General features: G+C 69.7%; 21 protein-coding genes. 10 read left to right on the top strand and 11 right to left on the bottom strand.

Annotated features, from left to right (window positions below; all coding sequences use genetic code 11):
- Nucleotides 1-12 precede the first annotated feature (12 nt).
- From KV100_RS04890 to KV100_RS04865, 6 genes are all read right to left on the bottom strand, one after another.
- Nucleotides 13-648 carry a response regulator transcription factor gene (locus KV100_RS04890; protein WP_255559070.1) on the bottom strand — a complete coding sequence of 212 codons (636 nt, stop codon included), beginning with the start codon at nucleotides 646-648 and terminating at the stop codon, nucleotides 13-15.
- Entirely contained in the window at nucleotides 645-1,868 is a 1,224-nt protein-coding gene (locus KV100_RS04885; RefSeq protein ID WP_220341755.1) for a sensor histidine kinase, read from the bottom strand. Before KV100_RS04885 ends, KV100_RS04890 begins: the two co-directional genes overlap by 4 nt.
- Nucleotides 1,869-1,896: 28 nt before the next feature.
- Nucleotides 1,897-2,652: an ABC transporter permease gene (locus KV100_RS04880; RefSeq protein ID WP_220341754.1), complete on the bottom strand. Its 756-nt coding sequence runs from the start codon at nucleotides 2,650-2,652 to the stop codon at nucleotides 1,897-1,899.
- Nucleotides 2,649-3,584, bottom strand: a complete 936-nt coding sequence (locus KV100_RS04875; protein ID WP_220341753.1) for an ABC transporter ATP-binding protein — start codon at nucleotides 3,582-3,584, stop codon at nucleotides 2,649-2,651. The genes KV100_RS04880 and KV100_RS04875 overlap by 4 nt, the downstream gene beginning before the upstream one ends.
- Nucleotides 3,585-3,701: 117 nt before the next feature.
- Complete coding sequence (locus KV100_RS04870; RefSeq protein WP_220341752.1) at nucleotides 3,702-4,487, bottom strand: alpha/beta fold hydrolase; 786 nt, start codon at nucleotides 4,485-4,487, stop codon at nucleotides 3,702-3,704.
- 11 nt (nucleotides 4,488-4,498) lie between these two features.
- Nucleotides 4,499-5,350 carry a formate dehydrogenase accessory sulfurtransferase FdhD gene (locus KV100_RS04865; protein ID WP_220341751.1) on the bottom strand — a complete coding sequence of 284 codons (852 nt, stop codon included), beginning with the start codon at nucleotides 5,348-5,350 and terminating at the stop codon, nucleotides 4,499-4,501.
- Nucleotides 5,351-5,401: 51 nt separating this feature from the next.
- Here KV100_RS04865 and KV100_RS04860 point away from each other — a divergent pair, with 51 nt between their 5' ends.
- The 4 genes from KV100_RS04860 to KV100_RS04845 all read left to right on the top strand — a co-directional run bounded on the left by KV100_RS04860 (nucleotide 5,402) and on the right by KV100_RS04845 (nucleotide 7,886).
- On the top strand, nucleotides 5,402-6,616 hold the full coding sequence (locus tag KV100_RS04860) for an acyl-CoA dehydrogenase family protein (RefSeq protein ID WP_220341750.1): 1,215 nt from the start codon (nucleotides 5,402-5,404) through the stop codon (nucleotides 6,614-6,616).
- A gap of 7 nt (nucleotides 6,617-6,623) precedes the next feature.
- The gene (locus tag KV100_RS04855) at nucleotides 6,624-6,986 is read left to right on the top strand and encodes a hypothetical protein (RefSeq protein WP_220341749.1); all 363 of its coding nucleotides are present in this window, start codon (nucleotides 6,624-6,626) and stop codon (nucleotides 6,984-6,986) included.
- Complete coding sequence (locus tag KV100_RS04850; protein ID WP_255559071.1) at nucleotides 6,979-7,422, top strand: hypothetical protein; 444 nt, start codon at nucleotides 6,979-6,981, stop codon at nucleotides 7,420-7,422. The genes KV100_RS04855 and KV100_RS04850 overlap by 8 nt, the downstream gene beginning before the upstream one ends.
- A 62-nt stretch (nucleotides 7,423-7,484) precedes the next feature.
- Complete coding sequence (locus tag KV100_RS04845) at nucleotides 7,485-7,886, top strand: adenylyltransferase/cytidyltransferase family protein (RefSeq protein WP_220341748.1); 402 nt, start codon at nucleotides 7,485-7,487, stop codon at nucleotides 7,884-7,886.
- 25 nt (nucleotides 7,887-7,911) lie between these two features.
- On the opposite strand, the gene KV100_RS04840 is transcribed toward KV100_RS04845, so the two are convergent.
- The 3 genes from KV100_RS04840 to KV100_RS04830 form a co-directional block, all read right to left on the bottom strand.
- Complete coding sequence (locus KV100_RS04840; protein WP_308289321.1) at nucleotides 7,912-8,556, bottom strand: DedA family protein; 645 nt, start codon at nucleotides 8,554-8,556, stop codon at nucleotides 7,912-7,914.
- A 34-nt stretch (nucleotides 8,557-8,590) separates the two neighbouring features.
- Nucleotides 8,591-9,049: a DUF1992 domain-containing protein gene (locus KV100_RS04835; protein ID WP_308291338.1), complete on the bottom strand. Its 459-nt coding sequence runs from the start codon at nucleotides 9,047-9,049 to the stop codon at nucleotides 8,591-8,593.
- A 94-nt stretch (nucleotides 9,050-9,143) separates the two neighbouring features.
- Entirely contained in the window at nucleotides 9,144-9,704 is a 561-nt protein-coding gene (locus KV100_RS04830; protein ID WP_220341747.1) for a dihydrofolate reductase family protein, read from the bottom strand.
- A gap of 133 nt (nucleotides 9,705-9,837) precedes the next feature.
- On the opposite strand from KV100_RS04830, the gene KV100_RS04825 reads away from it, so the two are divergent.
- Complete coding sequence (locus tag KV100_RS04825) at nucleotides 9,838-10,284, top strand: PPOX class F420-dependent oxidoreductase (RefSeq protein WP_220345138.1); 447 nt, start codon at nucleotides 9,838-9,840, stop codon at nucleotides 10,282-10,284.
- A 37-nt stretch (nucleotides 10,285-10,321) separates the two neighbouring features.
- Here KV100_RS04825 and KV100_RS04820 read toward each other — a convergent pair whose 3' ends face one another.
- Together KV100_RS04820 and KV100_RS04815 are read right to left on the bottom strand one after the other, a co-directional pair.
- The gene (locus KV100_RS04820) at nucleotides 10,322-10,792 is read right to left on the bottom strand and encodes a hypothetical protein (RefSeq protein WP_220341746.1); all 471 of its coding nucleotides are present in this window, start codon (nucleotides 10,790-10,792) and stop codon (nucleotides 10,322-10,324) included.
- Between the two features lie 271 nt (nucleotides 10,793-11,063).
- Nucleotides 11,064-11,648 carry a DinB family protein gene (locus KV100_RS04815; protein WP_220341745.1) on the bottom strand — a complete coding sequence of 195 codons (585 nt, stop codon included), beginning with the start codon at nucleotides 11,646-11,648 and terminating at the stop codon, nucleotides 11,064-11,066.
- A gap of 137 nt (nucleotides 11,649-11,785) precedes the next feature.
- On the opposite strand from KV100_RS04815, the gene KV100_RS04810 reads away from it, so the two are divergent.
- From KV100_RS04810 to KV100_RS04790, 5 genes are read left to right on the top strand one after another with little or no spacing between them, the layout of a single operon-like run.
- The gene (locus tag KV100_RS04810; protein WP_220341744.1) at nucleotides 11,786-12,247 is read left to right on the top strand and encodes an SRPBCC domain-containing protein; all 462 of its coding nucleotides are present in this window, start codon (nucleotides 11,786-11,788) and stop codon (nucleotides 12,245-12,247) included.
- Complete coding sequence (locus KV100_RS04805; RefSeq protein WP_220341743.1) at nucleotides 12,244-12,594, top strand: metalloregulator ArsR/SmtB family transcription factor; 351 nt, start codon at nucleotides 12,244-12,246, stop codon at nucleotides 12,592-12,594. The genes KV100_RS04810 and KV100_RS04805 overlap by 4 nt, the downstream gene beginning before the upstream one ends.
- Nucleotides 12,595-12,637: 43 nt before the next feature.
- A complete protein-coding gene (locus KV100_RS04800; protein ID WP_220341742.1) occupies nucleotides 12,638-13,087 on the top strand; it encodes an SRPBCC domain-containing protein in 450 nt (149 codons plus the stop codon).
- A gap of 33 nt (nucleotides 13,088-13,120) precedes the next feature.
- Nucleotides 13,121-13,681, top strand: a complete 561-nt coding sequence (locus tag KV100_RS04795; protein ID WP_220341741.1) for a DUF664 domain-containing protein — start codon at nucleotides 13,121-13,123, stop codon at nucleotides 13,679-13,681.
- On the top strand, nucleotides 13,681-14,412 hold the full coding sequence (locus KV100_RS04790) for a phosphotransferase (RefSeq protein WP_220341740.1): 732 nt from the start codon (nucleotides 13,681-13,683) through the stop codon (nucleotides 14,410-14,412). Before KV100_RS04795 ends, KV100_RS04790 begins: the two co-directional genes overlap by 1 nt.
- Nucleotides 14,413-14,424: the final 12 nt, after the last annotated feature.

The following is a 14,424-nucleotide window of genomic DNA, read 5'->3' as shown; positions in this document are numbered from 1 at the left end:
AGCCGCCCGGCGTCAGGAGCCGCCGAGGAGGCCCCGCTCGTATGCGGTGGCGACGGCGGCGGCGCGGTCCTTGACGCCGAGCTTCTCGTAGACGTGCCCGAGGTGCGTCTTGACGGTGGCCTCGCTCACGAAGAGCGTCTTCGCGATCTCGCGGTTCGGGCGGCCCTTCGCGACGAGGGCCAGGACCTCCGCCTCGCGCGGACTCAGCTCCTGCGACCGGGAGCGCACGCGTGACACCACGCGGGTCGCCACCGCGGGGGAGAGTACCGACTCACCGCGTGCGGCGGCGCGGATCGCCGCGAAGAGATCGTCGCGGCGGGCGTCCTTGAGGAGATAGCCGGTAGCCCCCGCATCGAGGGCCGCCATGATGTCTCGGTCGGAGTCGTACGTGGTGAGGACGAGGATGCGCCCTGCGAATCCCCGCTGGTGCAGCGCGGAGATCGCGTCCACCCCGCCCCCTCCCGGCATCCGCAGATCCATCAGGACGACGTCGGGCCGGTGCGTCATCGCGAGTCTCACACCTGCCGGTCCGTCGGACGCCTCGCCGACGACCGCGAACTCGCCCGCCCCCTCGAGCATGCCGCGCAGACCGTCGCGGACCACAGGATGGTCGTCGACCAGGACGAGGCGGAGCACGGACTCGATCATGGTGCCTCCGACGGGATGCGGAGCGAGACCGCCGTCCCACCTCCGCGCTCCGACTCGACGACCAGCGCCCCGCCCGCCCGCTCGGCGCGCCGCCGCATGCCGATGATCCCAAACCCTCTGCCGTCACCGCCGACCACCCGGGAGACGTCGAACCCTCGGCCGTCGTCGCGCACGTCGAGGATGGTCTCGTCGTCGGTGTAGGAGAGCGTCACGCCGACCCGCGAGGCTCGCGCGTGCCGTCCGACGTTGGTCAACGACTCCTGGACGACGCGGAGCACGACGGCCTCGGCGGCGGCGTCGACCCGCGTCGGGGTACCCGTCACCACGAGCTCGGTGTCGACCCCGGTCTCCGCCGACCACTCGCCGGTGCGCAGACGGACCGCGTCCACGAGGTCGAGATGGTCGAGCGCGGCAGGGCTGAGGGCCTGGACCGAGCGCCGTGCCTCCTCGAGGGAGGCACGGGCGAGCTCCGCGGCGCGCTTGCGGTGTGCGGCGGCCGCGGCGTCGTCGGGGCTGTCCTCGGCGGCCTGGAGCTGCGTCACGATCCCGGCGAGACCCTGGGCAATGGTGTCGTGGATCTCGGCGGCCAGACGCTCACGCTCCTCATGGATGCCGGCCTCGCGCGCCCTCGCTGTGAGCGACTCCTGCAGGGCGGCGTTCTCGCGCAGCGCCTCCTCGAGCGCGGTGATCGTCGTCGAGCGCTCCTCAGCAAGGTCCGACTCGTTGTGCGAGATCGCCGTGAACAGGAGGACGAGACCGGCGTTGAGCACGAACAGCCCGGCGAACGCGGCCGCCTGGCCCGCGCTCTGGGGCGGGAGACCGCCCGACTGCGCTCCCGCCATCGTGGCCGCGGTGACGAGCAGCACCGCCCACGTGGCGCGCTTGCGGAGGAACACCGAGGCGTCGTAGTAGCCGATCGACGCGTAGATGCTGAAGAACGGGTTCAGCCAGGAGAGCACGAACGCGAGGCCCGTACGGGCCACGACGTACGCCTTTCCGAGCCAGTCGTCGAGCGGCTCCTGCCACCGCCGGGAGACGCACCACCAGTGGGCGAGCCCCGCGACGACGGTGAGCGCGGCCAGGAGCGGGAGCCGGTCCGCCGTCCCGACCGCCTGGGCGAGCGGGACGGCGAGGGCGAGCGACAGGACGAGGAGGGGATACGCCCCGTACCGGAGGAGGACGCTCCACCGGCGCTCGATCCGTGCCGAGAGGTCGTTCATGTGCACTCCGTCGCCCGTCGCATCCGGTTCACTCCCAACGGAAGTATCGCGCAGCCAACGACCCGAGCCCCACCGTCCAGACGAGCAGCACCACGACGTGCAGCAGCTCCGGTGTCCGACCCGCCGCCGCCTCGTCGAGCGCGAGCGCCGCCGCGCCGTTCGGCGTCAACGCGACGATGTCGCCCAGCAGGCCCGGCAGGACGGTGACCGGCAGCCAGACGCCCGAGGTGAACATGGACGGGAAGAACACGACCGTCCCGATCGCCGCGGACGCCTTGGTCGACGGTGCCAGTCCTGAGATGAGCCCACCCGTCGACAGGTTCGCGAGGACCACGAGGACGAAGATCCCCAGGTACGTCAGCGGCGCGCCGGGCAGGGCGACGTCGAAGACGAGCCGGCCCACCCCGATCGCCAGCACCGATCCCGCGAGGATGCCGGCACCGTGCAGCACCCACTGGGCCATGAGGATCTGCGTCGGCTTGGCCGGAGTCGTCGCGTACCGTCGCAGCACCTGGTTCTCGCGATACCCCGAGATGATCGTGGGCATGGACATCAGCGACGCCATGATCGCCGACAGCAAGATGGCGATCGGCACGTACAGGTCGATGACGCGGATCCCGCCGAGGCTCTCGTCCGGCTCCCGGAAGGACGGGATCGCACCGAGGATGGACAGCAGGATGGTCGGGAAGAGCACGATCCAGAACATCGCGCCCGGCTCGCGCAGCATGAGCCGGGACTCGGTCCGCAGCATCGCGGTGGTGGGGGAGGTCGTGGCGGTGCTCATCGGACGGTCTCCTTCTCGTCGGCGTCTGTCATGAGGTCGAGGTACGCCTCGTCGAGGGAGGACTCGGTGATCCGCAGGTGCTCGGGCCGGACGCCGGCGTCGCGGAGCCGGTCGAGCACGAGGAGCACCGCGCTGTCGTCGCAGGCGACCTGGACCCGCTCGGCGCGCTCCATCACGTCGGCGACACCGGCGACATCGGTGAGGAGGGCGGGATCGAGGGGAACGGCGGTCCCGAAGGACATCACGAGCGGCGCCGCCGTACGGCTGATCAGCCCGTCGGGGGTGTCGGCGACGAGGATCCGCCCTTGCTGCACGAGCGCGATCCGATCGCACAGGTGCTGCGCCTCCTCCATCAGATGTGTCACGAGGAGGATGGTCGTGCCCTCCTCGCGCACCTCCTCCACCAGCTTCCAGACCTCTCTGCGCGAGGCCGGGTCGAGTCCGGTGCTGAGCTCGTCCAGCAGCGCGACCTTCGGGCGCCCGACCAGTGCGAGGGCGATCGCGAGCCGCTGCTGCTGACCGCCGGACAGCTTGCGCCACGGGTGGTCCATCCGCTCGGTGAGGCCGAGTCGTTCGGCCAGCTCGTCGGGGTCACGGGGGTCGTCGTAGAAGGAGGCGAACAGGTCGAGCGCCTCGCGGACGCGTAGCTTCGGCTGGAGGCCGGCGCTCTGGAGCTGCACCCCGACCGTGCGCTTCAGCGCGTCGCGGTCCTTCTCCGGGTCCAGTCCGAGCACGCGGATCGTGCCCACGTCGGGCCGGCGGAGCCCGGCGATGCACTCGACCGTCGTGCTCTTGCCCGACCCGTTCGGCCCGAGCACGCCGAAGATCTCCCCCTCGGACACGCTGAGGTCCACGTGGTCGACGGCCACCACCGGGCCGTACGTCTTGCGCAGACCACGAACCTCGATGGCGGGCGCTGATGTCGTCGTCATAGGTCCATCCCACCGTCTGGCGTGACGTCGGCGCATCAGCCGATCGGCTGGACCTCGGTCCGCCGGTCGGTGCCGACGGACGCGATTTGCCCGCCGGCCCGCGCGGGCTCCCCAGGGTCAGAGGGAGGTGGCGGCGGCGCGCTCCCGTGACCACCAGTCCTGCAGCGCGGCCACGGCCGGCGCGGGCGCCTTCGCCCACGCGAGGTGGTCGATCTCCGTCCCGGCGGGAGCGTCGGCTCGGCGGTAGTCCCACCACGTCACCGACTCCTCCCGTACGGCACGCACGAGCGCTCGGGCGGCGCGGGGGACCGAGAGCTCGTCGCCCTCGACCTGGAGGACGAAGGTCGGCAGATCGAGCGCGTCGTGCGGAAGGGGTCCCTCGGGGTAGGGGAACCGGCGGCGACGCACCAGCCGCGCCCACTCCCGCATCAAAGTCTTGGGCTGCGGGCCCCCGAACCCCCAGGCCGGCCAGTAGCCGTAGGCCGCCGTCACCGACGGTACGGCGGCGGCGAGGCCCCAGAGTCCCCAGCCCCGGCCTCCGTACCGCCGGAAGTAGGGCTCGGAGGCTCCTGCGAGGACGAGTCCGTCGGCATCGCCACCCGACAGCAGGTGTCCGAGCGCCACCTGCCCACCCAGGCTGTGTCCGAGAAGGACGACGGGGATGCCGGGGTGCTGGTCGCGGACGCGGGCGACGTGGTCACCGAGTGCCGCGGCGAGGTCGGCGTACCCCCAGTCGTTGTCACGGGACGGTCGTTCGGTGTCACGGTCGACGCCGCGTGCGGCGAGGATGCAGGAGCTCCAGCCGATGACCGCGAGCTCGTCGGCGAGCTCGCGGTAGTAGCGGGAGTGCACGCCCATCGCCGCGGCGATGACGACGTGTGGCTTCGTGGGATCGGTGTGCACGAGGAGGGAGTCTAGGCCTGCCCCGGTGTCTCGTCTCCCTGCGCGTAGACGACGACACGTCCGTCACGAGCAAATCCGGCCAACGTCATCCCGGTCTGGTCGCACAACCGTGCTGCGAGCGTGGTCGGGGCGCCGACGCCGACCACCGCCGCCACTCCGGCGACCGCGGCCTTCTGGACGATCTCGAAGCCGATCCGGCCGCTCGTGCACAGCGCCAGGCCGTCAAAGGTGCCGTCGAGGAGATTGCCCTCGAGAAGCGTGTGCCCGACTGCCTTGTCGACGGCGTTGTGACGGCCGACGTCCTCGCGGACCACCACCACCGTGCCGTCGGGATGGAACAGCCCCGCAGCGTGAGCCCCGCCCGTACGGTCGAAGTGGCGCTGGTGGGCCCGCAGCAGGTCGGGGAGCGCCGCGAGCGCGGTCGGCTCCCACCGGTGCGGTCGGCGGTGGTCAGGCAGACGCGTGACGAGGTCCGCGACCTCGTCGAGCGAGTCGGTGCCGCACACCCCGCACGCCGACGTCGCTCGCAGCGAGCGCTCCTGCCAGGTACGTGCCGGCGCCCCGCTGAGTGCCACCGTCACCACGTTGAACCGCTGCTCCTCGGTGAGGCGGGCATCGGTGCAGTACGCGATGCCGGCGATGTCGTCGCGCCCACGGACGACGCCCTCGGCCAGGACCAGACCCGCGGCGAGCGCGAAGTCGTGGCCCGGGGTCCGCATCGTCACCCCGAGGCGGCGATCGGGGAGACCCGGTGTCGCGACGCGGATCTCGAGCGGCTCCTCGGTGATGAGCCGGTCCTCGCGAGCGCGCGCGGCTCCGTCGACCCATTCGACGACGCGCCGGCGTGCGGTAGGAGCGGTCATGCGCCCCAGCCTATGTCCGTCTGCGTGGGTCCCGGGACTAGCATCGGGGCCATGAGCAACCGTCGTCCGCCCACGCTCGACCCGTACGACCCGCTCGGCATCGACGATCTTCTCCAGCCGGAGGAGATCGCGATCCGCGACACAGTACGCAGCATGCTGGCCAGCGAGGTCGACCCGTACGTCGCCGAGTGGTTCGAGACCGGTGACCTGCCTGCGCGCGACCTGATGCGCGCTTTCGGCAAGGTCGGGCTCCTCGGGATGCACCTTGACGGCTACGGCTGCGCCGGCACGAGTGCGACGGCGTACGGGATCGCCTGCCTCGAGCTGGAGTCCGCCGACTCGGGCATCCGCTCGATGGTCTCCGTCCAGGGGTCGCTCGCGATGTACGCGATCTGGGCGTTCGGCAGCGAGGACCAGAAGCAGACCTGGCTCCCGCGGATGGCCTCGGGTGAGGCTGTGGGCTGCTTCGGGCTCACGGAGCCCGACGCCGGGTCCGACCCTGCGAGCATGCGCACCGTCGCCCGCCAGGACGCCGGCGGCGACTGGATCCTCAACGGCACCAAGATGTGGATCACGAACGGCTCGATCGCCGACGTGGCCGTCGTCTGGGCCCAGACGGAGGAGGCCGGCAGCGGACGCGGCGTGCGCGGGTTCGTCGTCCCGACCGAGACACCCGGCTTCACCGGCACCACGATCAAGCACAAGATGTCGCTGCGGGCGTCGGTCACCGCTGAGCTCGTCCTCGACGACGTCCGCCTCCCCGCCGACGCGGTCCTGCCCGAGGTCACCGGCATGCGCGGCCCGCTGTCGTGCCTGAGCGAAGCCCGGTACGGGATCGTGTGGGGCGCGATGGGCGCGGCGCGCTCGTCGTACGAGGCCGCGCGTTCCTACGCCGGCACCAGGACCCAGTTCGGGGCGCCGATCGCCGGCTTCCAGCTCACGCAGGCCAAGCTCGCCGACATGTCGCTCGAGCTCAACAAGGGCATCCTTCTCGCCCTGCACCTCGGTCGCCGCAAGGACACTGTCGGTCTGCGGCCGGAGCAGGTCAGCTACGGCAAGCTCAACAACGTCCGCGAGGCACTCGAGATCTGCCGCACGTCGCGCACGATCCTGGGCGCCAACGGCATCTCGCTGGAGTACCCGGTCATCCGCCACATGAACAACCTCGAGTCGGTCCTCACCTACGAGGGCACCTCCGAGATGCACACGCTGATCGTCGGTCAGGCTCTCACCGGGCAGGCCGCCTTCCGCCCGTCCCAGAGCTGACCCGCCCGTGGCTCTCTGGTTCGCCTGGTTCGTCGCGCTCGCAGCCGTCGCCGTGGCCGGATACGCAGCGTTCCTCCTGGTCCGCGACCGCCCGGTGGACAACCCGCTCTTCTACGCCGCCGCTGCCCTCGAGGTCCTGGTCGTCGTCCAGACGGTCGCCGGGTGCGTCGCGCTCGCCAACACAGGGCGTGACGTCGAGGGCGTGACGTTCGTCGGATACCTGCTGACGTGTGTCCTCATCCCGCCGGCGGCCGTGATCTGGGGCGTCGCCGAGAAGACCCGCTGGGGCACTGGCGTGGTCGTCGTCGGGATGCTCACGGTCGCCGTCCTCGTCGCTCGTCTCGTCCAGATCTGGAACGGCCATGCCTGAGCACAGCGAGCCTGTCCCGTCTCCCGCCGACGAACCGACGCGCGCGCGTACGGCCTCGGGCTTCGGGCGTGTCCTGGTCGCCGTGTATGCGGTGTTCGCCATCTCGGCGACGGCGCGATCCGGTGTCCAGCTCGCCCTGCAGTTCGACGAGGCGCCGCTGGCCTACCTTCTGTCGGCCTTCGCGGCGGTCGTGTACGTGGTCGCGACGGTTGCTCTCGCCCGCAGCGGTGAGACGTCGACCAAGGTCGCGGCCGTGGCGATCGGTGTCGAGCTGGTCGGCGTGCTCGTCGTCGGCACGCTGACGGTCCTCGACCCGGAGCTGTTCCCGGACGCGACCGTGTGGTCGGAGTTCGGCGCCGGTTACGGCTACGTACCGCTCGTCCTGCCCGTCGTCGGACTCTGGTGGTTGCTCCGTACGCGCTCCCGCAACCGATGAGCACTGCCCGGAGTCTCTGGACCGCCACGTCGCGCGTCATGACCAGGCGGTAGCCTCGTCGCGTGAACGAGCGCACTGTCATCACCTTCGGCACGTTCGACGTGTTCCATGTCGGGCACGTCCGCATCCTCGAGCGAGCCGCCGAGCTCGGCGACCGACTGGTGGTCGGTGTCTCCGCCGATGCGCTCAACGTCCGCAAAAAGGGCCGAGCGCCCGTCTTCTCCCAAGACGAGCGGCTCGAGATCGTCGCTTCGCTGCGTTGCGTCGACGAGGTGTTCGTCGAGGAGAGCCTCGAGCTCAAGGGCGACTACATCCGCCAGTTCGATGCCGACGTCCTTGCGATGGGCGACGACTGGAAGGGCCGCTTCGACGAGTTCGCCAACCTCTGCGAGGTCGTCTACTTCCCGCGCACACCCTCGGTCTCGACCACCGCACTCATCGAGCACATCACCTCGACGCGCTGACTCGACGCGCTGGCGCGCCGCGGGCTCAGGGCTCCTCGGACAGGCCTGCCCGCTGGCGACGCCGCAGCTGGACGACGCGGACAACCACGAAGACGACGACCACGAGCACTGCCGCGACGAGGACGACCTTCGAGTAGGTCCCGACCACGTCGCTGACGGTCTCCCAGCGTGAGCCCAGCCCGTAGCCGAGCATGATGAAGAGCGTGTTCCAGATCGCGCTGCCGAGCGCGGTCAGCGTCAGGAAGATCCGGAGCGGCATCCGCTCGAGTCCGGCCGGGATGGAGATGAGGCTGCGGAAGATCGGGATGAAGCGGCCGAAGAAGACGGCCTTCGTTCCGTGCTTGGCGAACCACGCCTCTGTCTTCTCGACGTCGGTGACCTTCACCAGAGGGATGCGGGCCACCACCGCGTACAGCCGGTCACGTCCGAACGCCTGGCCGATCCCGTAGAGCGCGAGCGCGCCCACGATCGAGCCGAGAGTGGTGCAGATCAGGGCGGCGGCGAGGTTCATGTCGCCGACGCTGGCGGTGAATCCCGCGAGCGGCAGGATCACCTCGCTCGGGATCGGCGGGAAGATGTTCTCCAGGGCGACGGCAAGGCCGGCCCCAGGTGCACCCAACCACTCCATCAGGTCGGCTGCGAAGCCTGCGATCCCTCCGATGTCACTCACGCGCCCAGCCTAGCGACGCGTGCCGCGGCCTCTTTCACGCACTCCTCCGTGCGCGCCTCCGCTCCCTCCAACGCCGCGTCTCGGTGTCGACGTCGCGGGTCGGGGTGATCACCGGCGGTCCGCCGCGGAGCTGCCGCCGAGCCTCGACGATCCGGCTGTTGAAGGCCTCGACGGCGTCGCGCACGGCCTTCTCGGACCCCAACCGGTCCAGGACGACGTCGAGAGCCCTGTCGTCCTTGCGCAGCTGGAGAGCCTCGGGCAGCGCACCCGAGATGTCCTCGCGGTCGATCAGCCGCTTCACCCACCAGTCCGGATCGTGGGTGTCCCCGAGACCGGGGATCGGCTTGCCGTGGAGGGGCAGGTCGTCGAACGCACCGCGTGCCATCGCAGCCCGGATCTGCTGGTCGACGAAGGACGCCTTCTGGACGGCGAACGCCTCCGCGTCATCGTCGCTGTGGGCGTTGCGCCGCCGGGCGCGGTCACGGTCGTTCACGTGATCACCTCCGACTTTCAGGGTAGTCGGCGTCGTGCCCTGGTCGGCGCGATCGCCTGGATCGCGACGTTCCCGGTCAGCATCTCGGTCTGACTCAGGACCGCACGGGCACGTAGGTCAGGACGACGTGCCCGTTGGCGAAGGCCTGCAGACCCGTGCGTCTCAGCGGGACGGGCTTGGCGAGGCCCGCCAGCGCCGGGATCCCTCGACCGAGCGCGACAGGATCGACGATGATCCGGAGCTCGTCGATGACCCCGGTCGGCAGCAGCTCGGCGACGAGGCTGGAGCTGCCGAAGATCGCGATGTCCTTGCCCGGCGCCTCCTTGAGCGCACGCACGTGCTCGGCGACGTCGTCGGCGACGAAGGTCGTCGGCCCCCACGGGTGCTCGGTCATGGTGCGCGAGGCCACGACCTTGGGCAGGTCGTTCATGAATCCGGCCACCACCGGGTCCTGCTCGTACGCCTCGGGCGTGGGCCAGAAGCTTGCCATCATCTCGAAGGTGACGCGTCCCATCAGGATCGCGTCGATGTGCTCGCCCTGGGCGCGTGAGTACTCCTCGAACTCGTCGTCGACGTTGAACCAGTCCGTGCCGCCGTCGGCGTCGGCGTGGTATCCGTCGACGGACGTCAGCAGGAACGCGTACAGGTCTCGCATGGAGCCTCCTCAGGCATGGTGGTCGGGCAGGGAGGACATGGCGAAGGCGGCAAAGTCATCGGTGCGGGCCCGAGGCTGGCACGGCAGCGAGTTTTCGCTCGGTCCGCCAGTGGGTGTGTGGAAGGATCGCCGTGTGACGGAGCTCCGAGACATCTTCACCGGATCCTGGCGCGGAGTCCTGGTGACGCTCAAGCGCGACGGGCGCCCTCAGCTCTCCAACGTCGGCCACGTGTACGACCCGGAGACCGATGCCGTCGTGATCTCGACGAGGGCCGACCGAGCGAAGGTGCGCAACCTGCGACGTGACCCGCGCGCAAGCTACTACGTGACCACCGAAGGGCTGGCCGCGTACGCCGTCGGTGAAGGGCTGGCCGAGCTGGGCCAGGTCGCGGCGGCGCCCGACGACGCGGCGGTCGAGGGTCTCGTCGATCACTACCGCGCCGTACGGGGTGAACATCCGGACTGGGCCGAGTTCCGTGCGGCGATGGTCGCCGAGAGACGGTTGCTCGTGACCGTGCGGTTCTCACGCGTGTACGGGTGGGCGGGACCCGTCGCCTCTTCACGCACACCGTCTGCCTAGGGCGTGTCTCCTACGGCGGAGACCGCGTGGCTCGCCGTCACGGCGTGACTGGGGGGCAGGTGGTCTCGTTCCGCATGGTGTTACGCACGTCGACCTTGGTCACCTCGACGAGCTCGTCGAGGTTTCCACCAACGAACTGAGCGACACCGTCATTGCCCATCTGCGAACGCCCCGGTTCGTCGAGTGCAACGAAAACCAATCGCCGCTCTGGCCCTACCCGCCAGGCAATAGGGGGGTCTGGGTCGTAGACGGCGCGCAGCGAAACCGTCGTTGGCCCGGTAGCCGGCTTCAACCAGGTTTCGACCTCGAGCGAGACATCCACATCACCCGACTCACCCCGAGCGACGACATCCGTGACATGGCCGACGAACACCTGGTCCGAGCACGCCGCGAACTCTTGCCGCGTCAGCCCGCCCTCCTCGTCTCGAAAAGTCTCCCCACACCCCGCGGCAGCCCCGCCAATCGCCAAGATGAGGCTGAACAGCAGCCAACGGGCTACTGTTCGCACGACGACTCGACCTCAGCTTGGGAGCCGAGACTTGCCGCTCGCTCGTTGCTCGCACGAGCGAGCTCGTCGACCACCTCTGACACGGGCACCCCAATCAGCGATTCTTCGAAAGTCGGTCGACCATCGGCATCGACGAGGTTGCGCCGGTTGCCGAATTGAATCACCGCCCATTTGACCGGTCAATAACGAGATATGCGTGCTTGAACCTCAGCGCCAGAGCTGGACGACGACGCCGGTAGGGGAGCTGATGTCAGCCGGCCTGGCTGTCCACCTAGGCCTCGATTGGCGCGGCTGATCTGGCGACCTGCTCGAGCATCGCGAAGTGGGCTCGGCGGGCTTCCTCGTCGATCGGCTGCTCGTTCTCGGGGCGCAGCCCGGTCCGGCCGTCGACCGCCTCGCGCAAGATGTCGGCATGCCCGGCATGCCGGATGGTCTCGCCAAGGACATGGACCATGATGCCGAACAGGTTCGTGTTCGCAGAAGCCTCCGGCCACCAGGGCACGTGGCCGGGCGTATCGAGGGCGAGCTCGTTGATCGTCGCGTCCGAGTGTTTCCACGCGCGTCGGTAGACCCCGGCGATGTGATCGCGCGTCTCGTTCTCGGCCGCCCAGTGGTCGCTGCGGTCGGAGTCCTGCCACCGGCCCAGCGGTTCCGGCGAAGGCCGGTCGAAGATCTCACCGAAATACCTGGCCTCGACCGTGGCGACGTGCTTGACCAGGCCGAGGAGGTTGGTCCCGGTCTCTGTCAAAGGTCGGCGGGCGTCATATTCAGACAAGCCATCGAGTTTCCAGAGCAGCGCCGTGCGGTCCCGCCGCAGCCTCCCGTGCAGGTTGGCCTTGGCTAATTCGTCGATCATGCGGCATGAGACTGCCACGGGTTGCTCGTGTACGCGAGGCCGGCCACACCGGCATCCTCGGGAAGCGCAACTGATGGTTGCGTGATTGCTGTTCACCCGCTAGCGTGTCCTGCAACCAAAGGTTGCAGGAGGATGTCATGGAGTTCGGATCGATCGAACGCGAGATCTACGTCGACGCGCCGCCGGAGACGGTCTTCGAGGTCGTGAGCAGTCCTGAGCACCTGAAGCATTGGTGGCCGGACGAGGCGCAGTACGAGCCGAGCCCGGGGTCGGCAGGGGAGATCACCTTCGGCGACCCAGCAGCCGACGGTGTTGTCGTGGCGTTCACCGTCGTCGACGTGCGGCCTCCGCGACAGTTCACGTTCCGTTGGACGCACCCCGCAGGCGCGACGGCGGGGGAGGACAACTCCTTGCTGGTGACCTTCGATCTCACACCGAAGGACGGCGGCACCCTCCTCCGGATGACCGAGACCGGTTTCCGCGAGCGGGGCTGGGAGGCCGCCGTGCTCGAGAACCAGTACCGGGAGCACGTCACCGGCTGGGACTTCTACCTCCCGCGGATCGCGCCGTACGTCGCCAGGCTGACGGCGCGGCGATGAGCGTCGCGGTGGACGACCAGGTCGACGACGACCTCTGGTCCGCCATCGGTGACCCCACCCGGCGGCGGATGCTCGACCTGCTCCTCACGAGCGGCGCTGCGACGGCGACCTCGCTCAGCGAGAGCCTCCCGGTGACGCGGCAGGCCGTCGCCAAGCACCTCGGGGTGCTCGACCGCGTCGGCCTCGTCCGAGGAACCACGGTCGGCCGCGAGCGGCACTTCCGGGTCGACCAAGAGCAGCTCGAGCGGGCAGTGGCACAGCTCAACGCCGTCGGCACCGCCTGGGACGGCCGTCTGCAACGGATCAAGCGGATCGCTGAGGCGATCGAGCGCACGCAACAGCGCTGAGGCGCGAATCAGACCAGCACGGATCAGAGCAAGGAGAACGGCGATGGTGGACATCCTGCACAGGGTCGGCGTCAAGGACGCCAGCCCCGCAGCCGTGTACGACGCGCTGACGACGCCCGAGGGCCTCGCCGGCTGGTGGACCGAAGACACGCGGGGGAGCGCCGACGTCACCGGGGGCGTCGTGGAGTTCCGGTTCCCGCCGATCGGAGGGTTCGACATGGAGGTGCTCGAGGTGGAACCGCCCGAGCGGGTCAGGTGGCGGGTCTCCGACGGTCCCGACGAGTGGATCGGGACGACGGTCACGTGGGACCTCCGCCAGGACGGCGACTACACGATCGTGCTGTTCTCGCACGAGGGGTGGAAGGAGCCCGTCGAGTTCATGCACCACTGCAGCACGAAGTGGGCGTCGTACCTGTTGAGCCTGAAGTCGCTCGTCGAGACAGGGGAGGGGGCGCCAGCGCCGGGCGACGTACAGATCAGCGACTGGCACTAAGACGTACGGCATCTGGGGGACTACATTCGTCGGATGGCAGATCAACCCCAGCGGTGGACCGAAGCGACCGTCAACGACGACATGTGGGCGGATCCCCACCGCGATCCGCGCGACATCGACCTGCCCAGCCCGGATGGCGAAGCAGCGACGTTGCAGGGCTCCCTCAACGAGCTACGCATGACCCTGCTGATGAAGTGCGAGGGTCTCGACACCGAACAGCTGGCCCGCCGCTCGGTGCCGCCCTCCACGATGTCGCTGCTCGGACTGCTCCGTCACCTCGTCGAGGTCGAGCGCAGCTGGCGCTCGTGGATCACGCCGGAGCAGCCGGTCGCCACGCTGTACGGCGACGATGATGCGGCGTTCGACGACGCAGTCGCCAGCGCGGAGGTCGTCGAGTCCGCCTACGCCGACCTCGCGCGAGAGCAGGTGGCGACCGACGCGCTCCTCGCGCAGTTCCCCGATCACGGCGCGCGGTTCGTCCCTGACGGGACCACCGTGAGGGGTCTGATGGCCCAGCGGATCGAGGAGTACGCGCGGCACTGTGGCCACGCAGACCTGTTGCGCGAGTGCATCGACGGCCGCGTCGGGCAGTAGTGACCGACGGTCCCTCGCACCGCCTCGCCGGCGGCAACATGGGCACGGTGGTGCGCCACGGTGACCGTGTGATGCGCGAGTCGGGCGAGTGGACTCCCGCCGTGCACCGCCTGTTGCGCCAGCTGAACGACGCCGGCATCGGGGGAGTGCCTGCTCCTCTCGGCGTCACCGACGACGGCCGCGAGGTCCTCCGCTTCATCGAGGGGGAGGTGCCTGCCTCTCCCACGCCTGCGTGGGTCTGGGGCGACGCGGCGCTCGAGTCGGCTGCTCAGACGTTACGACGGGTTCACGACGCGACCGTCGGACTGAGCGTCGAGGGACCGTGGCGGTCGCCCACCCGCGAGCCGGCCGACGTGATCTGCCACAACGACTTCGCCCCGTACAACCTGGTCTTCCGTGCCGGCGTGGTCGTCGGCGTCATCGACTGGGACATGGCCTCTCCCGGACCGCGTCTCTGGGATCTCGCCTATCTCGCGTACCGCATCCTTCCTCTCACCACCGACGACTGGGGAGACGGCTTCGCTCCTGCGGAACGGCGACAGCGCGCGCAGCGCCTGATGCGCGCCTACGGAGACGAGTGGCCTCTGTCCGAGCTCACCCTCATGGTGCGCCGGCGCCTCCTCGCGCTGGCCGCCTTCAGCGATCAAGCGGCACGGCGGCTCGGCAAGCCCGAGCTGAGCGACCACGCCGTGCTTTACCGGCACGACGCGCAGAACCTGCTCGACTGGTGAGGTTGTCCACCT

It is taken from the genome of Mumia sp. zg.B21, from assembly GCF_019550855.1.
Classification (GTDB): Bacteria; Actinomycetota; Actinomycetes; order Propionibacteriales; family Nocardioidaceae; genus Mumia.
Note: the sequence above shows the minus strand (reverse complement) of the source record. Positions and strands in the feature narration are given on the sequence as shown.

Bases quoted from the DNA above. Each gene is read 5' to 3' on its own strand.
- KV100_RS04805 (WP_220341743.1), top strand. From the start codon at position 12,244: ATGAGCGTCGCGGTGGACGACCAGGTCGACGACGACCTCTGGTCCGCC.
- KV100_RS04875 (WP_220341753.1), bottom strand. From the start codon at position 3,584: ATGACGACGACATCAGCGCCCGCCATCGAGGTTCGTGGTCTGCGCAAG.
- KV100_RS04865 (WP_220341751.1), bottom strand. From the start codon at position 5,350: ATGACCGCTCCTACCGCACGCCGGCGCGTCGTCGAATGGGTCGACGGA.
- KV100_RS04800 (WP_220341742.1), top strand. From the start codon at position 12,638: ATGGTGGACATCCTGCACAGGGTCGGCGTCAAGGACGCCAGCCCCGCA.
- KV100_RS04830 (WP_220341747.1), bottom strand. From the start codon at position 9,704: ATGCGAGACCTGTACGCGTTCCTGCTGACGTCCGTCGACGGATACCAC.
- KV100_RS04885 (WP_220341755.1), bottom strand. From the start codon at position 1,868: ATGAACGACCTCTCGGCACGGATCGAGCGCCGGTGGAGCGTCCTCCTC.
- KV100_RS04815 (WP_220341745.1), bottom strand. From the start codon at position 11,648: ATGATCGACGAATTAGCCAAGGCCAACCTGCACGGGAGGCTGCGGCGG.
- KV100_RS04860 (WP_220341750.1), top strand. From the start codon at position 5,402: ATGAGCAACCGTCGTCCGCCCACGCTCGACCCGTACGACCCGCTCGGC.
- KV100_RS04890 (WP_255559070.1), bottom strand. From the start codon at position 648: ATGATCGAGTCCGTGCTCCGCCTCGTCCTGGTCGACGACCATCCTGTG.
- KV100_RS04880 (WP_220341754.1), bottom strand. From the start codon at position 2,652: ATGAGCACCGCCACGACCTCCCCCACCACCGCGATGCTGCGGACCGAG.
- KV100_RS04850 (WP_255559071.1), top strand. From the start codon at position 6,979: ATGCCTGAGCACAGCGAGCCTGTCCCGTCTCCCGCCGACGAACCGACG.
- KV100_RS04810 (WP_220341744.1), top strand. From the start codon at position 11,786: ATGGAGTTCGGATCGATCGAACGCGAGATCTACGTCGACGCGCCGCCG.
- KV100_RS04795 (WP_220341741.1), top strand. From the start codon at position 13,121: ATGGCAGATCAACCCCAGCGGTGGACCGAAGCGACCGTCAACGACGAC.